Origin of the sequence: Streptomyces sp. NPDC096105, assembly GCF_044763335.1 — a bacterium.
Taxonomy (GTDB): domain Bacteria; phylum Actinomycetota; class Actinomycetes; order Streptomycetales; family Streptomycetaceae; genus Streptomyces.
The window spans coordinates 280,211-300,889 of record NZ_JBIWGC010000005.1; the positions used below are offsets into that span (position 1 = coordinate 280,211).

A 20,679-nucleotide genomic window follows, 5' to 3' on the forward strand; every position below is an offset into this window, starting at 1 on the left:
CGCAGTTGGGGCTCAGGATGCGGTCACGGTCGCCTTGTCGATCACGACCGTCGCGTTGGGCGCCCCGTCGCCGCCCCCGGTGCTCTCCCCGGCGTCGGCGATCTTCTTCAGGACCTTCAGGCCCGCGTCCGAGACGGTGCCGAACGGGGTGTAGCTGGGCGGGAGCTGACTGTCCTCGTAGACCAGGAAGAACTGGCTGCCGCCACTGTCCTTCTGCCCGGTGTTGGCCATCGCGACCGTGCCCGCCGGGTAGGTGTTGCCCTTCAGGCTCGCGTCCTTCAGGTTCTCGTCCGGGATCGTGTAGCCGGGACCGCCGGTGCCGGTGCCCGTCGGGTCGCCGCACTGCAGGACGTAGATGCCGTTGGTGGTGAGCCGGTGGCACTTGGTGTGGTCGAAGTAGCCCTTGCCGGCGAGGAAGTTGAACGAGTTGACCGTGTGCGGGGCCGCCGACGCCTTCAGCGCCACGTCTATCGTCCCGCAGGTCGTCTCCAGCTTCATCGTGTACGCCGCCGACGTGTCGATCGACATCGCCGGCTCCTTCTTCCACGTCTGCGTCTTGACCTTGCCCCCGGCCGGCTTCTCGCAGGGGTCCGGGGCCTTGCCCGTCGGCTCGGCGTCCGGCGTGACCTCCGCGGCCGCGTTGGCCTTGTCGTCGTCCTGCTTGAGCACCCCCGTCGTGTACAGCGCGAGGCTGCCGATCAGGGTCACACCGAGCACCGAGGCGATGACCGCGTTGCGGACCTTCGCCTTGCGCCGCGCCTCGGTACGCCGCTGTTGCTGCCGCAAGAACTTCTCCCGGGCGAGCTGACGCCGCCGCTGCTCCTGGCTGACCACCGGATTCTCTCCCCATGCGTCTCGTGTGCCGGCCGGTACGCGTGCGTGCGTGCGGTGAGCCGACCGCCTGCGTGTGCCCCGTACCGTATATGGGTTCGCTGAGGAATCGGCAGCGCCGGTAGGCTCTGACCACGGGCGCAGCCCGTCGCAAGCCTCCCGTACCGACACAAACGAAGGACGATCGTGCTCATTGCCGGGTTCCCCGCCGGAGCATGGGGGACGAACTGTTATCTCGTCGCCCCCGCCGCCGGTGAGGAGTGCGTGATCATCGACCCCGGCCACCAGGCCGCCGACGGCGTGGCGGAGGCGGTCCGCAAGCACCGGCTCAAGCCCGTCGCCGTCGTCCTCACCCACGGCCACATCGACCACGTCGCCTCGGTGGTCCCGGTCTGCGGGGCGCACGACGTGCCCGCCTGGATCCACCCCGAGGACCGGTACATGATGAGCGACCCCGAGAAGGGCCTGGGCCGGGCCATCGGCATGCCGCTCATGGGGGAGCTGACGGTGGGGGAGCCGGACGACGTCAAGGAGCTCACCGACGGCGCGACGCTGAAGCTGGCGGGCCTGGAGTTCGGCGTCGCGCACGCCCCGGGCCATACCAAGGGGTCGGTGACCTACAACCTGCCCGAGTCGGCCGACGTCCCGCCGGTCATGTTCTCGGGCGACCTGCTGTTCGCCGGCTCCATCGGACGCACCGACCTGCCCGGCGGTGACATGGCCGAGATGCTCGACTCGCTGGCCCGCGTGTGCCTGCCGCTCGACGACTCGACCGTGGTGCTGTCCGGCCACGGCCCCCAGACCACCATCGGCCGGGAGCGCGCCACCAACCCGTATCTGCGGCAGGTGGCCGCCGGCCCGGGAGCCCAGAACGAGGCTCCCCGACGAGGAATGTGACGAGTACTTCCGTGAGCACCTTCAAGGCCCCCAAGGGCACCTACGACCTGCTGCCGCCCGACTCCGCCAGGTACCTCGCGGTCCGCGAGGCGATCGCCGCCCCGCTGCGCGGCTCCGGCTACGGCTACATCGAGACGCCCGGCTTCGAGAGCGTCGAGCTGTTCGCGCGCGGCGTCGGCGAGTCCACCGACATCGTCACCAAGGAGATGTACGCCTTCGAGACCAAGGGCGGCGACCGGCTCGCCCTGCGTCCCGAGGGCACCGCCTCCGTGCTGCGCGCCGCCCTGGAGGCCAACCTGCACAAGGCGGGCAACCTCCCGGTCAAGCTCTGGTACTCCGGCTCGTACTACCGCTACGAGCGCCCGCAGAAGGGCCGCTACCGGCACTTCTCCCAGGTCGGCGCCGAGGCGATCGGCGCGGAGGACCCGGCGCTCGACGCCGAGCTGATCATCCTGGCCGACCAGGCGTACCGCTCCCTGGACCTGCGGAACTTCCGCATCCTGCTCAACAGCCTGGGCGACAAGGAGTGCCGTCCCGTCTACCGGGCCGCCCTCCAGGACTTCCTGCGCGGCCTGGACCTGGACGAGGACACCCTGCGCCGGGCGGAGATCAACCCGCTGCGCGTCCTGGACGACAAGCGCGAGTCGGTGCAGAAGCAGCTCACCGGCGCGCCCCTGCTGCGCGACCACCTCTGCGACGCCTGCAAGGCGTACCACGAGGAGGTGCGCGAGCTGGTCACGGCGGCGGGCGTGGTCTTCGAGGACGACCCCAGGCTGGTGCGCGGCCTGGACTACTACACCCGCACCACCTTCGAGTTCGTCCACGACGGCCTCGGCTCCCAGTCCGCGGTGGGCGGCGGCGGCCGTTACGACGGCCTGTCGGAGATGATCGGCGGCCCCGCGCTGCCGTCCGTCGGCTGGGCGCTCGGCGTCGACCGCACGGTGCTGGCCCTGGAGGCGGAGGGCGTCGAACTGGAACTGCCCGCCGCCACCAGCGTGTTCGCCGTGCCGCTCGGGGACGAGGCCCGCCGGGTGCTGTTCGCGAAGGTCACCGAACTGCGCAAGAACGGCGTGGCCGCGGACTTCGCCTACGGCGGCAAGGGCCTCAAGGCCGCGATGAAGGCGGCCAACCGCTCGGGCGCCCGGTACGCGCTCATCCTCGGCGAGCGCGACATCGAGGAGGGCGTGATCCAGCTCAAGGACCTGGAGTCCGGCGAGCAGACCGCGGTCGGCGTGAACGAGGTCGTGGCGGAGCTCGAGTCCCGCCTCGGCTGAGACGCGTCCCTCCCGGGCGCCGGGTCCCCCGTCGGGAGGGCCCGGCGCCCGCGTCGTCAACGGCAGGGATCCCGCCGCCACCCCGGCGGGGAGCGGACTCGCGCACACGTGCGGACGCCGTACGGAGACCGGCCGAAATCCTGCGCCCCGGCGCGAACGCCTGTACGTCCTTATCTCCGGTCAACGGCGCACGCGCCCCGCCGTACGGCACAATGGCCCCTGCCCGAAGCAGGTCCACACTCGTGAGTGACGGAATCGGCGTGATGAGCAAGACGACAGTCAGGGACGTCGACATGGAGCCCCAATCCCCTCCCCCCGACGGGAGTGACACCCCGCCCCGCACGGAGGGCGGCAGCAGGGCGTTCGCGTGGCTCCTGGTGATCACCGGCGCCGCCGGCGTGCTCGCCGCGTGGGTGATCACGCTCGACAAGTTCAAGCTGCTCGAGGCCAAGGTCAAGGGCGAGACGTTCGTCCCCGGCTGCAGCCTCAACCCCGTCGTCTCCTGCGGCAGCGTCATGGAGAGCGACCAGGCCTCCGTCTTCGGCTTCCCCAACCCGATGCTCGGCCTGGTCACCTACGGCATCGTGGTCTGCGTCGGCATGAGCCTGCTCGCCCGGGCCCGCTACCCGCGCTGGTACTGGCTCACCTTCAACGCGGGCACCCTCTTCGGCGCCGGCTTCTGCGCCTGGCTGATGTTCCAGTCCCTGTACCGGATCAACGCCCTGTGCCTGTGGTGCTGCCTCGCCTGGGTCGCCACGATCATCATGTTCTGGTACGTGACGTCCTTCAACATCCGCAAGGGCTTCCTGCCCGCGCCCTCCTGGCTCAAGGGCTTCTTCGGCGAGTTCACCTGGGTCCTGCCGGTGCTGCACATCGGCATCATCGGCATGCTGATCCTGACCCGCTGGTGGGACTTCTGGACCAGCTGACCGCCCGCTCCGGGGCTGTCGGCGCGGTGCTTTAGGGTTTCAGCGTGGAGCCAGACCTGTTCACCGCCGCAGCAGAAGAACGCCAGGAGAAGGACCCGGCCGGCAGCCCCCTGGCGGTCCGGATGCGCCCGCGCACCCTCGACGAGGTGGTGGGCCAGCAGCACCTGCTGAAGCCGGGCTCCCCCCTGCGCAGACTGGTCGGCGAGGGCTCCTCGGGCCCCGCGGGACCCTCCTCGGTGATCCTCTGGGGCCCGCCCGGCACCGGCAAGACGACCCTCGCCTACGTCGTCTCCAAGGCCACCAACAAGCGCTTCGTGGAACTGTCCGCGATCACCGCGGGCGTCAAGGAGGTCCGCGCGGTCATCGACGGCGCCCGCCGCGCCTCCGGGGGGTACGGCCAGGAGACGGTCCTCTTCCTCGACGAGATCCACCGCTTCAGCAAGGCCCAGCAGGACTCCCTGCTCCCCGCCGTGGAGAACCGCTGGGTCACGCTCATCGCCGCGACCACCGAGAACCCCTACTTCTCGGTCATCTCCCCGCTGCTCTCCCGCTCCCTGCTGCTCACCCTCGAGCCGCTCACGGACGACGACATCCGCGGTCTGCTGCGGCGCGCCCTCACCGACGAGCGGGGTCTCAAGGGCTCCCTCACCCTCCCCGACGACACCGCCGAGCACCTGCTGCGCATCGCCGGCGGGGACGCCCGCCGCGCGCTCACCGCCCTGGAGGCCGCCGCCGGCGCCGCGCTGGACAAGGGCGAGTCCGAGGTGAGCCTGACGACCCTGGAGGAGACGGTCGACCGGGCCGCCGTGAAGTACGACCGCGACGGTGACCAGCACTACGACGTCGCCAGCGCCCTGATCAAGTCGATCCGCGGCTCCGACGTGGACGCCGCCCTGCACTACCTGGCCCGGATGATCGAGGCCGGCGAGGACCCCCGCTTCATCGCCCGCCGCCTGATGATCTCCGCCAGTGAGGACATCGGCCTCGCCGACCCGAGCGCGCTGCAGACCGCGGTCGCCGCCGCCCAGGCCGTCGCCATGATCGGCTTCCCCGAGGCCGCCCTCACCCTCAGCCACGCCACCATCGCCCTGGCGCTCGCCCCCAAGTCCAACGCCGCCACCACCGCGATCGGCGCCGCCCTGGAGGACGTCCGCAAGGGACTGGCCGGTCCCGTCCCCTCCCATCTGCGCGACAGCCACTACAAGGGGGCCGGCGCGCTCGGCCACGGCAAGGGCTACGTCTACCCGCACGACCTGCCCGAGGGCATCGCCGAGCAGCAGTACGCCCCGGACGCCTTGAAGGACCGCGAGTACTACGAACCCACCCGGCACGGCGCCGAGGCGCGGTACGCGGACGCCGTGCAGTGGACCAGGAAGCACCTCGGTCGCAGGCGGCCTTGAGCACCCTGTAGAATCCGTCGAAGTGCTGTGTCCCGTGTCCGGCTCCGGTCGGCGCCTCAGGCGGGACGACCAGCCGGATCTTTCGATCCAGGAGCGTCGCGCACCGTCGTAGGTGTCGCGGGCAGCCCACCACCACCCGTGAGTCCCGGGACCGGTCGGTGGGCCGTTCGTGTGCTGCACGTATGTGCCCAGTTCAGGGGAGCGGCTGCCCATCAGGTCCCTCGCGGGCCCGAGGGGAATTCCCCTGCTGCGGATGCGACCTCCCGTAACCCTGAGGCAGCCGACAGGAGACAAGGAAAAGAAGTGGCGAACCAGTCCCGCCCCAAGGTCAAGAAGTCGCGTGCCCTCGGTATCGCGCTGACCCCGAAGGCCGTCAAGTACTTCGAGGCCCGCCCCTACCCGCCGGGTGAGCACGGCCGCGGCCGCAAGCAGAACTCGGACTACAAGGTCCGTCTGCTGGAGAAGCAGCGTCTGCGCGCGCAGTACGACCTCTCCGAGCGTCAGCTCGTCCGTGCCTACGAGCGCGCCTCCAAGACCTCGATGAAGACCGGCGAGGCTCTGGTCATCGAGCTCGAGCGCCGTCTCGACGCGCTGGTCCTGCGTTCGGGCATCGCCCGCACGATCTACCAGGCCCGCCAGATGGTCACCCACGGCCACATCCAGGTGAACGGCAAGAAGGTCGACAAGCCCTCCTTCCGTGTCCGCCCGGACGACGTCGTGGAGGTGCGCGAGCGCAGCAAGGAGAAGACCCTCTTCACGATCGCCCGTGAGGGTGGCTTCGCCCCCGACGGTGAGATCCCGCGCTACCTCCAGGTGAACCTCAAGGCCCTGGCGTTCCGCCTGGACCGCGAGCCGAACCGCAAGGAGATCCCGGTGATCTGCGACGAGCAGCTCGTCGTCGAGTACTACGCCCGCTGATCCAGCAGGCACGCGGTATCCCGAGCCCGTCGTCTTCCCGCCCCTCGGGGCGGGCGAGGCGGCGGGCTCGTCCTCGCCCGGGAGCCTTCCGGCGAGACCGATGCCGCCGCGGACGGTAATCCGGTACGGAGACCCGTCACCGGCGCGATAGGCTCGGTGACACGACTTTCTCGATGTTCAGGCGCGTTTCAAGGGAGCGGGTGCACACAGTGTCCGGTGGTGAGGTGGCCGGAATCCTGGTGGCCGTCTTCTGGGCGATCCTGGTCTCCTTCCTCGCTGTCGCGCTGGCGAGGCTGGCCCAGACGCTCCGGGCGACCACCAAGCTGGTGGCGGACGTGACCGACCAGGCCGTCCCGCTGCTGGCGGACGCCTCCGCGGCGGTGCGGTCCGCGCAGACCCAGATCGAACGGGTCGACGCGATCGCCTCCGACGTCCAGGAGGTCACCTCCAACGCCTCCGCGCTGTCCACCACGGTCGCCTCCACCTTCGGCGGCCCCCTGGTCAAGGTCGCCGCCTTCGGCTACGGCGTGCGCCGGGCCGTCAGCGGCCGCAAGGAGGACGCGCCGGACAGGACGCGGCGCAACGTGATCGTGGGCCGCACCGTCCCGGGAGCGCGGCGCGACAAGCGGACCCGGGGAAAGAAGGACTGACCGGACGATGTTCCGCCGAACGTTCTGGTTCACCACCGGCGTCGCCGCCGGCGTGTGGGCCACCACCAAGGTCAACCGCAAGATCAAGCAGCTCACCCCCGAGCACCTCGCCGTCGCCGCGGCCAACAAGGCGATCGAGGCCGGCGGCCGGCTCAAGGACCGCGCGGTGGACTTCGCCCTCGAGGTCCGCGAGAACATGGCGCAGCGCGAGGCCGAACTCGGCGACGCGCTCGGGCTCAACGCCCCCGTCGACCGCGAACTGCCCGCGCCCCGCGGCTACGCCGTGATCGAGAACCGCAACAGCCCGACGTACGCCGAGGGCCCGAAGAAGTCGACGTACCCGACGTACCCGCACAACCGGAATGAGGACCACTGATGGAGTCGGCCGAGATCCGCCGCCGCTGGCTGAGCTTCTTCGAGGAGCGCGGGCACACCGTCGTCCCGTCGGCGTCGCTCATCGCGGACGATCCGACTCTGCTGCTCGTCCCGGCCGGCATGGTGCCCTTCAAGCCCTACTTCCTGGGCGAGGTCAAGCCGCCCTTCGACCGCGCCACCAGCGTGCAGAAGTGCGTGCGCACCCCCGACATCGAAGAGGTCGGCAAGACCACCCGCCACGGCACGTTCTTCCAGATGTGCGGCAACTTCTCCTTCGGCGACTACTTCAAGGAAGGCGCCATCAAGCTCGCCTGGGAGCTGCTCACCAGCCCCCAGGACAAGGGTGGTTACGGCCTCGAGCCGGAGAAGCTCTGGATCACCGTCTACCAGGACGACGACGAGGCCGAGCAGATCTGGCGCGACGTCGTCGGCGTGCCCGCCGAGCGCATCCAGCGCCTGGGCAAGAAGGACAACTTCTGGGACATGGGCGTCCCCGGTCCCTGCGGCCCCTGCTCCGAGATCAACTACGACCGCGGCCCGGAGTTCGGCCCCGAGGGCGGCCCCGCCGTCAACGACGAGCGGTACGTGGAGATCTGGAACCTCGTCTTCATGCAGTACGAGCGGGGCGAGGGCCCGGGCAAGGACTACCCGATCCTCGGCGACCTGCCCAGCAAGAACATCGACACCGGCCTCGGCCTCGAGCGGCTCGCCATGATTCTGCAGGACGTGCGGAACATGTACGAGATCGACACCTCCATGGCCGTCATCGAGAAGGCCACCGAGCTGACCGGCGTGCGCTACGGCGACGCCCAGAACTCCGACGTGTCCCTGCGCGTGGTCACCGACCACATGCGCACCTCGGTCATGCTCATCGGCGACGGCGTCACCCCGGGCAACGAGGGCCGCGGCTACGTGCTGCGCCGCATCATGCGCCGCGCCATCCGCAACATGCGCCTGCTCGGCGCCACCGGCCCGGTCGTCAAGGACCTCATCGACGTCGTCATCGGCATGATGGGGCAGCAGTACCCGGAGCTGATCACCGACCGGGAGCGGATCGAGAAGGTCGCTCTCGCCGAGGAGAACGCCTTCCTCAAGACGCTGAAGGCCGGCACCAACATCCTCGACACCGCCGTGTCCGAGACCAAGGCCGCCGGTTCCAGCGTCCTGCCCGGCGACAAGGCCTTCCTGCTCCACGACACCTGGGGCTTCCCCATCGACCTCACCCTGGAGATGGCCGCCGAGCAGGGCCTCTCCGTGGACGAGGACGGCTTCCGCCGCCTGATGAAGGAGCAGCGGGAGCGCGCCAAGGCCGACGCCCAGGCCAAGAAGACCGGCCACGCCGACCTCGGCGCCTACCGCGAGATCGCCGACCGGGCCGGCGCCACCGACTTCATCGGCTACACGGACACCGAGGGCGAGTCCACCGTCGTCGGCATCCTCGTCGACGGCGTCTCCTCGCCCGCCGCCACCGAGGGCGACGAGGTCGAGATCGTCCTGGACCGCACTCCCTTCTACGCCGAGGGCGGCGGCCAGATCGGCGACACCGGCCGGATCCGCACCGACTCCGGTGCCGTCATCGAGGTGCGCGACTGCCAGAAGCCGGTCCCGGGCGTCTACGTCCACAAGGGCGTCGTCCAGGTCGGCGAGGTCACCGTCGGCTCCCGCGCCCACGCCGCCATCGACGACCGCCGGCGCAAGGCCATCGCCCGCGCCCACTCGGCCACGCACCTCACCCACCAGGCCCTGCGCGACGCCCTCGGACCGACGGCCGCCCAGGCCGGTTCGGAGAACCAGCCCGGCCGGTTCCGCTTCGACTTCGGCTCGCCGTCCGCCGTGCCGCAGACGGTCATGCTGGACGTCGAGCAGAAGATCAACGAGGTGCTCGCCCGCGACCTCGACGTGCGCGCCGACATCATGGGCATCGACGAGGCCAAGAAGCAGGGCGCCATCGCCGAGTTCGGCGAGAAGTACGGCGACCGGGTGCGCGTGGTCACCATCGGGGACTTCTCCAAGGAGCTGTGCGGCGGCACCCACGTGCACAACACCGCCCAGCTCGGCCTGGTGAAGCTGCTGGGCGAGTCCTCCATCGGTTCCGGCGTGCGCCGCATCGAGGCCCTGGTCGGCGTGGACGCCTACACCTTCCTCGCCCGCGAGCACACGGTCGTCAACCAGCTCACCGAACTCCTCAAGGGCCGCGCCGAGGAACTGCCCGAGAAGGTCTCCGCCATGCTCGGCCGGCTGAAGGACGCCGAGAAGGAGATCGAGAAGTTCCGCGCCGAGAAGGTGCTCCAGGCCGCCGCCGGCCTCGCCGAGTCCGCCAAGGACATCAAGGGCGTCGCCGTGGTCACCGGCCGGGTCCCGGACGGCACCACCGCCGACGACCTGCGCAAGCTGGTGCTCGACGTGCGCGGCCGCATCCAGGGCGGACGGGCCGCCGTCGTGGCCCTGTTCAGCACGGTCAACGGCAAGCCGCTCACCGTCATCGCCACCAACGAGGCCGCCCGCGAGCGCGGCCTCAAGGCCGGCGACCTGGTGCGCACCGCCGCCAAGACCCTCGGCGGCGGCGGTGGCGGCAAGCCGGACGTCGCCCAGGGCGGCGGGCAGAACCCGGCCGCGGTCGGCGAGGCCGTCGACGCCGTGGAGCGGCTCGTGGCGGACACCGCCAAGTGAGCGGCACGGAGAACGAGCAGGCGGGCGGCCCGGTGATGCGCCGCGGCCGCCGCCTCGCGATCGATGTCGGGGACGCCCGCATCGGGGTCGCCTCCTGCGACCCCGACGGGATCCTCGCCACCCCGGTCGAGACCGTCCCCGGCCGGGACGTCCCGGCCGCGCACCGCAGGCTGGGGCAGCTCGTCGAGGAGTACGAGCCCATCGAGGTCGTCGTCGGTCTCCCTCGCTCCCTCAAGGGGGGCGAGGGTCCCGCCGCCGCCAAGGTCCGCGGTTTCGCCCAGGAACTGGCACGCATGATCGCGCCGGTTCCGGTGAGACTCGTGGACGAGCGCATGACCACGGTGACGGCCAGTCAGGGTCTGCGCGCCTCGGGCGTGAAGTCCAAGAAGGGGCGCTCGGTCATCGACCAGGCCGCCGCTGTGATCATCCTCCAGCAGGCGCTGGAATCCGAACGGGTGTCAGGCAGGCCACCCGGTGAGGGCGTCGAAGCGGTCATCTGATCGCGATACGGTAACGTTCCGCGCGATGCGGGCGGCGTTCGAACAGCCCCCGCACAAAGAGAGGCGGAACGGAAGCCGTGGTCTTCAGGTGGCCGGGCTGCCACTGCCTCGCGGCTCTAGGGGATCGATGACTGAGTATGGCCGGGGCCAAGGCTCCGCACCGTGGCATCCGGACGACCCGTTGTACGGGGACGGCGGATGGGGAGGACAGCAGGCTCAGCAGTCCCAGCAGTCCTACGGCGGCCAGCAGCATTACCCGCAGCAGCAGCCGCAGCCGCAGCAGCAGCAGTACGGCGACTGGGGCACGGGTGACCAGCACGGGTACGGCGACCCGTCGTACCCGCAGTACGACCAGTACGGTCAGCAGCACACGCCCCAGCAGCACCAGACGCAGCAGCAGCACCAGCAGCCGCAGTACGACGAGAACGGCTGGCCCACCGGCTCGTACCCCCAGGACCCGTACGCGGGCGGTCCGCAGGACCCGTACGCGCAGCAGCCCGCGCCCTACGGCGGGGAGCAGTCCGACTACTACGGCGCCCCCGAGGCCTACCCGCCGCCCGAGCCCCCCGGCCGCCGGCGGCCCGAGCCGGAGCGCGAGCCCGAGCCGCAGACCGACTGGGACCCCGGCCCCGACCAGGGCGAGCACGCGTTCTTCGCGGGCGGTGACGACGAGGACGGCCGCGCCGACGAGCCGGACGACCGGCGCGGACGCGGCGAACGCCGGAGCGGCGGGGACCGCAGGGGCGGCGGCAAGGAGAAGAAGCGGCGCAGCGGAGTGGCCTGTCTCGTGGTCGTCGCGGTCTTCGGCGGCGGACTGGCCGGTGTGAGCTACTTCGGCTACCAGTTCTACCAGGATCGTTTCGGCAGCGCCCCGGACTTCGCGGGGTCCGGGAACGGCGAGCAGGTCACCGTCACCATCCCCAAGGGCTCCGGCGGCTACGCCATCGGCCAGGTGCTCAAGAAGATGGGGGTGGTCAAGAGCGTCGACGCCTTCGTCTCGGCCCAGGCGGCCAACCCGGAGGGCAAGAACATCCAGGACGGCGTCTACACGCTGCAGAAGGAGATGTCGGCCGCGAGCGCGGTCGAACTGATGCTCAGCCCGAAGAGCCGCAACAACCTGATCATCGCCGAGGGCAAGCGCAACGCCGACATCTACAAGCTCATCGACGCACGTCTCAAGGTCGAGGACGGGACCACCGCTAAGGTCGCCAAGAACAACTGGGAGAAGCTCGGCCTGCCCGATTGGGCGATGAACCACGAGGACGTCAAGGATCCCCTGGAGGGGTTCCTGTTCCCCTCCAGCTATGGCGTGGCCGAGGGACAGACACCCGAGGATGTGCTGAAGAGCATGGTCGAGCGCGCCACCGCCACCTACGAGAAGCTCGGAGTCGAGAAGAAGGCCGAGAGCCTCGGTCTTGAGAATCCGTGGCAGTTGATCACCGTGGCGAGCCTCGTCCAGGCTGAGGGCACCAGCCACGCTGACTTCCGCAAGATGTCCGAGGTCATCTACAACCGGCTCAAGCCGGGCAACACCGAGACCAACGGCATGCTCGAGTTCGACTCCACCTACAACTACATCAAGAACCAGAGCGAACTGGACCTGACCCTCAGCGAGCTCAGGAACTACGACAACCCGTACAACACGTACTTCTACAAGGGTCTGCCGCCCGGGCCGATCAGCAATCCCGGTGAGGACGCCGTCAAGGGCGCGCTCGACCCGACGGACGACGGCTGGTACTACTTCATCTCGTTGAACGGTAGGACCAGCGAGTTCACCAAGACCAACGCCGAGCACGCGAAGCTGGTCCAGAAGTGGAACGAGTCGAGGAAGAACTGATGACAGCAACCCGCCGTGCCGCGGTCCTCGGCTCCCCGATCGCCCACTCGCTCTCCCCGGTGCTGCACCGCGCGGCCTACGCCGAGCTGGGCCTGGAGGGCTGGACGTACGACCGGTTCGAGATCGACGAGGAGGCGCTGCCCGGCTTCTTCGAGACCCTCGGCCCCGAGTGGGCGGGACTGTCGCTGACCATGCCGTTGAAGCGGGCCGTGATCCCGCTGCTCGACGGCATCAGTGAGACGGCTGCCTCGGTCGACGCGGTCAACACGGTCGTCCTCACCGAGGACGGCCGCCGCACCGGCGACAACACCGACATCCCCGGCATGGTCGCGGCCCTGCGCGAGCACGGCATCGAGAAGGTGGACACCGCCGCGATCCTCGGCGCGGGCGCCACCGCCTCCTCCGCGCTCGCCGCACTGTCCCGCATCTGCTCCGGCGAGGTCGTCGTCCATGTGCGCAGCGAGACCCGGGCCGCCGAGATGCGGCAGTGGGCGGAACGCCTGGACGTCACCGTGCGGATCGCCGCCTGGGACGACGCCGAGGAGGCCCTGCACGCGCCGCTGGTCGTCAGCACCACCCCGGCCGGCGTCACCGACTCCCTCGCCCGCGCCGTGCCGGAGCGCCCGGCGGCCCTCTTCGACGTGCTGTACGACCCGTGGCCGACCGTCCTCGCGGCCCGCTGGTCCGCGTACGGCGGGGCCGTGGTCAGCGGACTCGACCTGCTGGTGCACCAGGCGGTGCTCCAGGTGGAACAGATGACCGGACGCTCGCCCGCCCCGCTGGAGGCCATGCGGCGCGCGGGCGAACAGGTACTTCAGCAAGCAGGAGCATAATCAGGCCGTAATATGGCCTGATTGTTGTGACCTCGACAAAAGAAGATCATTCACAGTTATGTTCTCGCCGGACGGTGCCGTGTGGCATCGGTGGAGGGGAGAACTGTGCGTAAGTCGATCAGTCGCGTCCTTGCATTGACAGCGGCGGCTTTCGGGATGCTGGTGGCGGGATCCGGAGTGGCCCATGCTGCGACACCCGCCGAGCGAGCTGTGGCAGCTTGTGGTTCCAGTTACTACGTGCAGCGCAGCCACACGATGGGGCTGGGGCAGAACGTCACCGTCTACCTGCTCTACAGCTCCTCGACGAAGAACAACTGCGTTGTCACGGTCAAGCACGAGAATTCCGGTAGCTACTTCGGGACAGCCACGGGGCTCGGGGCGGGAATCCAGGCCGAAGGTGGCTCATTGAAGAAGGACGACGACGATTACAAGTACTACGCGGGGCCTGTATACCTCTACGCTCCTGGCAAGTGTGTTCGTTTCTGGGCTCACTACGAGGAAATCGGTGCGTCCAGCATTCGCGACTGGTACCACACCAGCCCTTACGGGAACTGCGGCTGACACGGAAAGCCAGTGGGCCTGAGCCTTGCTCACCGTCCTGGCCCGTCCGTCTGGTGGACCGGGGCCCAGCTGTATCGCCGGGCCGTGGGAGGATCGGACGTGGGCGGGCCGGGGCCGCACCCCGTCACGCCGCAGCCGTACACGAGGTCACGTGTACACGGAGCAGTACCAGGCGCGAACACGGAGGAGCACCGTTGAGCAGGTTGCGCTGGCTGACCGCGGGGGAGTCCCACGGTCCCGCACTCGTGGCGACGCTGGAGGGTCTTCCCGCCGGCGTGCCGATCACCACGGACATGGTGGCGGACCACCTGGCGAGGCGGCGGCTCGGCTACGGTCGCGGTGCCCGGATGAAGTTCGAGCGGGACGAGGTCACGTTCCTGGGCGGCGTCCGGCACGGACTGACCCTGGGCTCCCCGGTCGCGATCATGGTGGGCAACACCGAGTGGCCCAAGTGGGAGCAGGTCATGGCGGCCGACCCGGTCGACCCCGGCATCCTCCGGGGACTGGCCCGCAACGCCCCGCTCACCCGCCCGCGTCCCGGCCACGCCGACCTGGCCGGCATGCAGAAGTACGGCTTCGACGAGGCCCGGCCGGTCCTGGAGCGCGCCTCCGCCCGGGAGACCGCCGCCCGGGTGGCGCTCGGCGCGGTGGCCCGCTCGTACCTGAAGGAGACGGCCGGCGTCGAGATCGTCTCCCACGTGGTCGAACTGTGCTCCGTCAAGGCGCCGCAGGGCGTGTACCCCACTCCCGCCGACGTCGAGCGGCTCGACGCCGACCCGCTGCGCTGCCTGGACGCCGACACGTCGAAGGCGATGGTCGCCGAGGTCGACCAGGCGCACAAGGACGGCGACACCCTCGGCGGCGTGGTCGAGGTCCTCGCCTACGGCGTGCCCGTGGGCCTCGGCTCCCACGTCCACTGGGACCGCAAGCTCGACGCGCGGCTGGCCGGCGCCCTCATGGGCATCCAGGCCATCAAGGGCGTCGAGATCGGCGACGGTTTCGAGCTGGCCCGCGTGCCCGGCTCCAAGGCGCACGACGAGATCGTCAACACGCCCGAGGGCATCAAGCGGGTCTCCGGCCGGGCCGGCGGCACCGAGGGCGGCCTGTCCACCGGTGAACCGCTGCGCGTCCGCGCCGCGATGAAGCCCATCGCCACCGTGCCGCGCGCCCTGAAGACGGTGGACGTGACCACCGGCGAGGCCGCGCAGGCCCACCACCAGCGCTCCGACGTCTCCGCCGTGCCGGCCGCCGGCATCGTCGCCGAGGCGATGGTCGCGCTGGTGCTGGCGGACGCGGTGGCGGAGAAGTTCGGCGGCGACAGCGTCACCGAGACGCGCCGCAACGTCACCTCGTACCTCGACAACCTGGCGATCCGATGAGCCCGCGACTCGTCCTGACCGGCCCGATGGGCGTGGGCAAGTCCACCGTGGGCCGGCTGCTGGCCGAGCGGCTCGGCGTCGCCTACCGGGACACCGACGACGACATCGTCGCCGCCGAGGGCCGCACCATCGCCGACATCTTCGTCGAGGACGGCGAGCCCGCCTTCCGCGCCCTGGAGAAGGAGGCCGTGCGGCAGGCCCTCGCCTCCCACGACGGCGTCCTCACCCTGGGCGGCGGCGCGATCCTCGCCCCGGACACCCGCGCGCTGCTCGCCGCGGAGCGGGTCGTCTACCTGTCGATGGACGTCGAGGAGGCCGCCCGGCGCACCGGCCTGGGCGCCGCCCGCCCGCTCCTCGCGGTCAACCCGCGCAAGCAGTGGCGCGAGCTGATGGAGGCCCGCCGCCACCTGTACGAGGAGACCGCCACGGCCGTCGTGCCGACCGACGGCCGCACGCCCGAAGAGGTCGCCGACGCGGTCCTGGACGCACTGGAGCTGAAGGAAGCATGAGCAACGAGGCAGTGACCCGCATCCACGTCGCGGGCACGGCGGGCACCGATCCCTACGACGTCCTGGTCGGCCGGCAGCTGCTCGGCGAACTGGCCGGGCTGATCGGCGACAAGGCGCAGCGGGTCGCGATCGTCCACCCCGAGGCCCTCGCCGAGACCGGTGACGCGCTGCGCGCCGACCTCGCCGGGCAGGGCTACGAGGCCGTCGCCATCCAGGTGCCGAACGCGGAGGAGGCCAAGACCGCCGAGGTCGCCGCCTACTGCTGGAAGGCGCTCGGCCAGTCCGGCTTCACCCGCACCGACGTCATCGTGGGCGTCGGCGGCGGCGCCACCACCGACCTGGCCGGATTCGTCGCCGCGACCTGGCTGCGCGGCGTGCGCTGGATCGCCGTCCCCACCACCGTGCTGGCCATGGTCGACGCGGCCGTGGGCGGCAAGACCGGCATCAACACCGCCGAGGGCAAGAACCTCGTCGGCGCCTTCCACCCGCCCGTCGGCGTCCTCTGCGACCTCGCCGCCCTCGACTCCCTCCCGGTCCACGACTACGTCTCCGGGCTCGCCGAGGTCATCAAGGCCGGTTTCATCGCCGACCCGGTGATCCTCGACCTGATCGAGTCCGACCCCGAGGCCGCGCGCACCCCGGCGGGACCGCACACCGCCGAGCTGATCGAACGCTCGATCCGGGTGAAGGCCGACGTGGTCTCCAGCGACCTCAAGGAGTCCGGCCTCCGCGAGATCCTCAACTACGGCCACACCCTCGGCCACGCCATCGAGAAGAACGAGCGCTACAAGTGGCGCCACGGCGCCGCCGTCGCCGTCGGCATGCACTTCGCCGCCGAACTGGGCCGTCTCGCCGGCCGCCTCGACGACGCCACCGCCGACCGCCACCGCACGGTCCTCGAGGCCGTCGGGCTCCCGCTGCACTACCGCTACGACCAGTGGCCCAAGCTGCTGGAGAACATGAAGGTCGACAAGAAGTCCCGCGGCAACCTGCTGCGCTTCGTCGTCCTCGACGGGCTCGCCAAGCCCACCCTGCTGGAGGGCCCCGACCCGGCCGTCCTGCTCGCCGCCTACGGCGAGGTGGGCGAGTAGCCGCCTGACGGGCACTCATCACCGCCCCCGGCCGTTCACACAACGACGGCAGGGGGCGGTACCGTTCGGTGACGCGGGGACGGCCCCCGCTGTCAGTGACCCATTGCCTGTACGAGACGGAGTGGCACCGGATGCAGCACGCAGTGGGTTCTCCGCTGCCGCCGCCCCACCAGCCGGGGCACGGACCGGCCGCCGGCTGGTCACCGGCCGCGCACCACCCAGGTCAGCACCAGCGGGGCCCCGCGGCCCCGCCGCCCGCCCAGCCCCCCGGCTACCCGGCGCCCCCGCCCCCGGCGGGCCCGCAGCACGCCTCGATGCCTCCGCCGCCGGACACCACCGGCCATGTCTCGCTGCCGCCCGGCGGGCCGGTCGCCATGCCGAGCCCGCCGCAGGCCCCCGTGGGCCCTGGCCCGACCGCGGCGACCCTCGCCGTCCTGCTCATCGGTCCCGCGGGCGCCGGCAAGACGAGCGTGGCCAAGTACTGGGCGGACCACCGCCGGGTGCCCACCGCGCACATCAGCCTCGACGACGTCCGCGAGTGGGTCCGTTCCGGCTTCGCCGACCCGCAGACCGGCTGGAACGACAACTCGGAGGCCCAGTACCGGCTGGCCCGCCGCACCTGCGGCTTCGCCGCCCGCAACTTCCTGGCCAACGGCATCTCGTGCGTCCTCGACGACGCGGTCTTCCCCGACCGTCCGGTCGTCGGCCTCGGCGGCTGGAAGCGGCACGTCGGCCCCGGCCTGCTGCCCGTCGTCCTCCTGCCCGGCTTGGACGTCGTCCTGGAGCGCAACGCGGAGCGCACCGGCAACCGCCGTCTCAGCGACGAGGAGGTGGCCCGCATCCACGGCCGCATGGCCGGCTGGTACGGCTCGGGCCTGCCGATCATCGACAACTCCCAGCTGGACATACCGGAGACGGCCCGCATCCTCGACGACGTCCTCACCCGGGCGATAGCCAGCCCGCCGAAGTGGTGATCCCCTCTCCCTGAGGGCACGAGCCCCGGTGGGGGAGCGGCCGGGTCCCCGGTCGGCCCCGCTCGACCGGCGACATCCCGCCGCCGCTCCTAGGCTCGAACCATGTCTGAGGTCTACGCGGTCCGCCGGACGCGCCTCCGGGAACGCTGCAACGCGAGCGGCAGCACGGCCGCGCTGGTGTCCCGGCCCGCCAACGTCCGTTACCTGTCCGGCACCGCCCCCGGGAACGCCGTGCTGCTGCTCGGCAGGACCGAGGACGTGCTGGTGTGCGCGGAGCCCCCCGACGACCGCGTCCCGCACCACCGCCCCGACGAGGCCCTGCGCCTGCACGTCATGACCGGCGTCGGCGGCGACCCCGCCGTGGAGGCCGCCGCCCTCGCCGTCGCCCAGGGCGTCGACGCCCTCGCCGTGGAGGAGCACCACCTCACCGTCACCCGGTACCGCGCGATCCGCGAGGCCGCCCCCCGGCTGGGCCTCACCGGTGTCGGCGGCGCCGTCGAACAGCTCCGCGTGGTCAAGGACGAGGAGGAGATCTCCTGTCTCCGCATCGGCGCGGAGATCGCCGACCAGGCCCTGGGCGAGCTCCTGGAGTCCATCCTGGTCGGCCGCACCGAACGCCACCTAGCCCTGGAACTGGAGCGCCGTCTGGTCGACCACGGCGCCGACGGTCCGGCCTTCCCCACCTCCGTCGCCACCGGCCCCCACGCCGGCCGCCCCGGCCACCGCCCCACCGACCGGCGGGTGGAGGAGGGCGACTTCCTCTCCGTCTGCCTCGGCGCCACCTACCGCGGCTACCGCTGCGAGATCGGCCGCACCTTCGTCATCGGCACGGCCCCCGCCGACTGGCAGATCGAGCTGTACGACCTGGTGTTCTCCGCCCAGCGCGCGGGACGCGAGTCCCTGGCGCCCGGCGCCGCATGCCGTGACGTGGACCGTGCGGCGCGCCAGGTGCTGGACTCCGCCGGGTACGGGGAGGCGCTTCCGGTCCTCACCGGTCACGGAGTCGGACTGGAAATCGACGAGGACCCTCAATTGACCCCGGCGGCCATGGGTAAACTGGACGCTTGCGTGCCGGTGACCGTCGAGCCGGGGGTCCATCTCCCCGGCCGGGGCGGGGTCCGGATCGATGACACGCTCGTCGTGCGCCCCGAGGCGGACGGCGGACCCGAGCTACTCACCATCACGACCAAGGAGCTGCTGGCGCTCTAGCCTCGCGCAGTGCGCCTGCCTTCGCCCCGGCCGTCGTCCACGTCAGTCCAGTCCAGGAGATTCCGCAACCGTGGCTTCCACGAACGACCTCAAGAACGGCATGGTGCTCAAGCTCGAAGGCGGCCAGCTCTGGTCCGTCGTCGAGTTCCAGCACGTCAAGCCCGGCAAGGGCCCGGCCTTCGTGCGCACCAAGCTGAAGAACGTGCTGTCCGGCAAGACCGTCGACAAGACCTTCAACGCCGGCGTCAAGGTCGAAACGGCCACCGTCGACAAGCGCGACATGCAGTTCTCCTACATGGACGGCGACTACTTCGTCTTCATGGACATGGAGACCTACGACCAGCTGCACATCGACCGCAAGGTCGTCGGCGACGCCGCCCACTTCCTCGTCGAGGGCTTCGAGGCCACCGTCGCCCAGCACGAGGGCGAGGTGCTCTTCGTCGAGCTCCCGGCCGCCGTCGAGCTGACCGTCGCCGAGACCGAGCCCGGCGTCCAGGGCGACCGCTCCACCGGCGGCACCAAGCCCGCCACGCTGGAGACCGGCCACCAGATCCAGGTCCCGCTCTTCATCACCACCGGTGAGAAGATCAAGGTCGACACCCGTACGAGCGACTACCTCGGCCGGGTGAACAGCTAACCGTGGCTGCCCGCAACACGGCCCGCAAGCGCGCCTTCCAGATCATCTTCGAGGGCGACCAGCGCGGCACCGAGGTCCTGACGGTCCTCGCCGACTGGATCCGGCACTCCCGGACCGACTCCCGGCAGCCGCCGGTGAGCGAGTACACGATGCAGCTCGTCGAGGGCTACGCGGAGCACGCGAAGCGGATCGACGAGCTGATCTCCCAGTACTCGGTCGGCTGGACGCTCGACCGGATGCCGGTCGTGGACCGCAGCATCCTGCGGCTCGGCGCGTACGAGCTGATCTGGGTCGACGAGACCCCGGACGCGGTCGTGCTGGACGAGATGGTGCAGCTGGCGAAGGAGTTCTCCACGGACGAGTCCCCCTCGTTCGTCAACGGCCTCCTCGGCCGTCTCAAGGAACTCAAGCCGTCCCTGCGCCGCGGCGAGTAGAGCGCCCCGCCAGGGGCGCGCGGAACCGCGTGCCCGACCCGCCACGGCCCGCGGCCGGTGAACGACCGCAGCCGGCGGACGAAAAACCGCCGGGGTGCCGGAACCACAAGGTTCCGGCACCCCGGCGGCACGTTTCTGCGCCCCCGCGGAGCGGCTACGCGTCCTCGTGGGACGCCACCGCACGGCGCGCGTCCGCGTCCAGCACACCCCAGCTGATGAGCTGCTCGGTGAGGACCGAGGGCGACTGGTCGTAGATCACGGCGAGCGTGCGCAGGTCGTCCTGGCGGATCGACAGCACCTTGCCGTTGTAGTCACCGCGCTGCGACTGGATCGTCGCCGCGTAGCGCTGCAGCGGGCCCGCCTTCTCGGCCGGCACCGTGGCCAGCCGCTCCAGGTCCAGGACCAGCTTCGGCGGGGGCTCGGCGGCGCCGCCCGGGGTCGTGCCCGGCAGCAGCTCCTGCACCGGGACGCCGTAGAAGTCCGCCAGCTCCGCGAGGCGCTGCACGGTCACGGCGCGGTCGCCGCGCTCGTACGAACCGACCACGACCGCCTTCCAGCGGCCCTGGGACTTCTCCTCGACACCGTGGAGGGAAAGGCCCTGCTGGGTGCGGATGGCCCGGAGCTTGGCCCCGAGCTGTTTGGCGTATTCGCTGGACATATAGCTCCCCGGCACTGTGTCGACGCGGATGGCTGGATTCCATGCCGCGCGGCTGGTAACTCACTGTGAGGTTACGCAGCGTTACTCTCGTGCGTCAAGCCGAATGGTCCACA

The 20,679-nt window shown here is 70.7% G+C and carries 21 protein-coding genes; 19 read left to right on the top strand and 2 right to left on the bottom strand.

Annotation, left to right across the window (positions count from 1 at the left end; genetic code table 11):
* Positions 1 to 12: 12 nt before the first annotated feature.
* Complete coding sequence (locus ACIQ8B_RS11350) at positions 13 to 834, bottom strand: peptidylprolyl isomerase (RefSeq protein ID WP_403546522.1); 822 nt, start codon at positions 832 to 834, stop codon at positions 13 to 15.
* A 183-nt stretch (positions 835 to 1,017) separates the two neighbouring features.
* Here ACIQ8B_RS11350 and ACIQ8B_RS11355 point away from each other — a divergent pair, with 183 nt between their 5' ends.
* The 19 genes from ACIQ8B_RS11355 (at position 1,018) to nusB (ending at position 19,908) form a co-directional block, all read left to right on the top strand.
* The gene (locus ACIQ8B_RS11355) at positions 1,018 to 1,728 is read left to right on the top strand and encodes an MBL fold metallo-hydrolase (protein WP_290004365.1); all 711 of its coding nucleotides are present in this window, start codon (positions 1,018 to 1,020) and stop codon (positions 1,726 to 1,728) included.
* 11 nt (positions 1,729 to 1,739) lie between these two features.
* Positions 1,740 to 3,002 (top strand): histidine--tRNA ligase, encoded by a 1,263-nt coding sequence (hisS, locus tag ACIQ8B_RS11360; protein WP_403546523.1) that lies wholly within the window; start codon positions 1,740 to 1,742, stop codon positions 3,000 to 3,002.
* 263 nt (positions 3,003 to 3,265) lie between these two features.
* Positions 3,266 to 3,931: a vitamin K epoxide reductase family protein gene (locus tag ACIQ8B_RS11365; protein ID WP_403546524.1), complete on the top strand. Its 666-nt coding sequence runs from the start codon at positions 3,266 to 3,268 to the stop codon at positions 3,929 to 3,931.
* A 44-nt stretch (positions 3,932 to 3,975) separates the two neighbouring features.
* Positions 3,976 to 5,331 (top strand): replication-associated recombination protein A, encoded by a 1,356-nt coding sequence (locus ACIQ8B_RS11370; RefSeq protein WP_106415120.1) that lies wholly within the window; start codon positions 3,976 to 3,978, stop codon positions 5,329 to 5,331.
* 303 nt (positions 5,332 to 5,634) lie between these two features.
* Positions 5,635 to 6,249 (top strand): 30S ribosomal protein S4, encoded by a 615-nt coding sequence (rpsD, locus tag ACIQ8B_RS11375; protein WP_019523761.1) that lies wholly within the window; start codon positions 5,635 to 5,637, stop codon positions 6,247 to 6,249.
* A 200-nt stretch (positions 6,250 to 6,449) separates the two neighbouring features.
* Positions 6,450 to 6,899, top strand: a complete 450-nt coding sequence (locus tag ACIQ8B_RS11380; protein ID WP_106415121.1) for a DUF948 domain-containing protein — start codon at positions 6,450 to 6,452, stop codon at positions 6,897 to 6,899.
* Between the two features lie 7 nt (positions 6,900 to 6,906).
* Positions 6,907 to 7,275 carry a hypothetical protein gene (locus tag ACIQ8B_RS11385; protein WP_290004362.1) on the top strand — a complete coding sequence of 123 codons (369 nt, stop codon included), beginning with the start codon at positions 6,907 to 6,909 and terminating at the stop codon, positions 7,273 to 7,275.
* Complete coding sequence (alaS, locus tag ACIQ8B_RS11390; protein WP_290004361.1) at positions 7,275 to 9,944, top strand: alanine--tRNA ligase; 2,670 nt, start codon at positions 7,275 to 7,277, stop codon at positions 9,942 to 9,944. Before ACIQ8B_RS11385 ends, alaS begins: the two co-directional genes overlap by 1 nt.
* A gap of 35 nt (positions 9,945 to 9,979) precedes the next feature.
* On the top strand, positions 9,980 to 10,444 hold the full coding sequence (gene ruvX / locus ACIQ8B_RS11395; protein WP_198602750.1) for a Holliday junction resolvase RuvX: 465 nt from the start codon (positions 9,980 to 9,982) through the stop codon (positions 10,442 to 10,444).
* Between the two features lie 127 nt (positions 10,445 to 10,571).
* Positions 10,572 to 12,281 (top strand): endolytic transglycosylase MltG, encoded by a 1,710-nt coding sequence (mltG, locus tag ACIQ8B_RS11400; RefSeq protein WP_403546525.1) that lies wholly within the window; start codon positions 10,572 to 10,574, stop codon positions 12,279 to 12,281.
* On the top strand, positions 12,281 to 13,114 hold the full coding sequence (locus tag ACIQ8B_RS11405; protein WP_290004359.1) for a shikimate dehydrogenase: 834 nt from the start codon (positions 12,281 to 12,283) through the stop codon (positions 13,112 to 13,114). Before mltG ends, ACIQ8B_RS11405 begins: the two co-directional genes overlap by 1 nt.
* 105 nt (positions 13,115 to 13,219) lie before the next feature.
* A complete protein-coding gene (locus ACIQ8B_RS11410) occupies positions 13,220 to 13,675 on the top strand; it encodes a serine/threonine protein kinase (RefSeq protein WP_290004358.1) in 456 nt (151 codons plus the stop codon).
* A 194-nt stretch (positions 13,676 to 13,869) separates the two neighbouring features.
* Positions 13,870 to 15,054 (top strand): chorismate synthase, encoded by a 1,185-nt coding sequence (gene aroC / locus ACIQ8B_RS11415; RefSeq protein ID WP_403546526.1) that lies wholly within the window; start codon positions 13,870 to 13,872, stop codon positions 15,052 to 15,054.
* Positions 15,051 to 15,563: a shikimate kinase gene (locus ACIQ8B_RS11420; protein ID WP_403546527.1), complete on the top strand. Its 513-nt coding sequence runs from the start codon at positions 15,051 to 15,053 to the stop codon at positions 15,561 to 15,563. The genes aroC and ACIQ8B_RS11420 overlap by 4 nt, the downstream gene beginning before the upstream one ends.
* Positions 15,560 to 16,654 carry a 3-dehydroquinate synthase gene (aroB, locus tag ACIQ8B_RS11425; RefSeq protein WP_290004355.1) on the top strand — a complete coding sequence of 365 codons (1,095 nt, stop codon included), beginning with the start codon at positions 15,560 to 15,562 and terminating at the stop codon, positions 16,652 to 16,654. Before ACIQ8B_RS11420 ends, aroB begins: the two co-directional genes overlap by 4 nt.
* A gap of 131 nt (positions 16,655 to 16,785) precedes the next feature.
* The gene (locus tag ACIQ8B_RS11430) at positions 16,786 to 17,628 is read left to right on the top strand and encodes a Pro-rich N-terminal domain-containing protein (protein ID WP_403546528.1); all 843 of its coding nucleotides are present in this window, start codon (positions 16,786 to 16,788) and stop codon (positions 17,626 to 17,628) included.
* 102 nt (positions 17,629 to 17,730) lie between these two features.
* On the top strand, positions 17,731 to 18,837 hold the full coding sequence (locus tag ACIQ8B_RS11435) for an aminopeptidase P family protein (RefSeq protein ID WP_403546529.1): 1,107 nt from the start codon (positions 17,731 to 17,733) through the stop codon (positions 18,835 to 18,837).
* A gap of 70 nt (positions 18,838 to 18,907) precedes the next feature.
* A complete protein-coding gene (gene efp / locus ACIQ8B_RS11440) occupies positions 18,908 to 19,474 on the top strand; it encodes an elongation factor P (RefSeq protein ID WP_106415132.1) in 567 nt (188 codons plus the stop codon).
* 2 nt (positions 19,475 to 19,476) lie between these two features.
* Positions 19,477 to 19,908, top strand: coding sequence for a transcription antitermination factor NusB (nusB, locus tag ACIQ8B_RS11445; RefSeq protein WP_365420347.1), 432 nt, complete (start codon positions 19,477 to 19,479; stop codon positions 19,906 to 19,908).
* A gap of 154 nt (positions 19,909 to 20,062) precedes the next feature.
* Here nusB and bldD read toward each other — a convergent pair whose 3' ends face one another.
* Positions 20,063 to 20,566, bottom strand: coding sequence for a transcriptional regulator BldD (bldD, locus tag ACIQ8B_RS11450; RefSeq protein WP_006131213.1), 504 nt, complete (start codon positions 20,564 to 20,566; stop codon positions 20,063 to 20,065).
* Between the last annotated feature and the right edge of the window lie 113 nt (positions 20,567 to 20,679).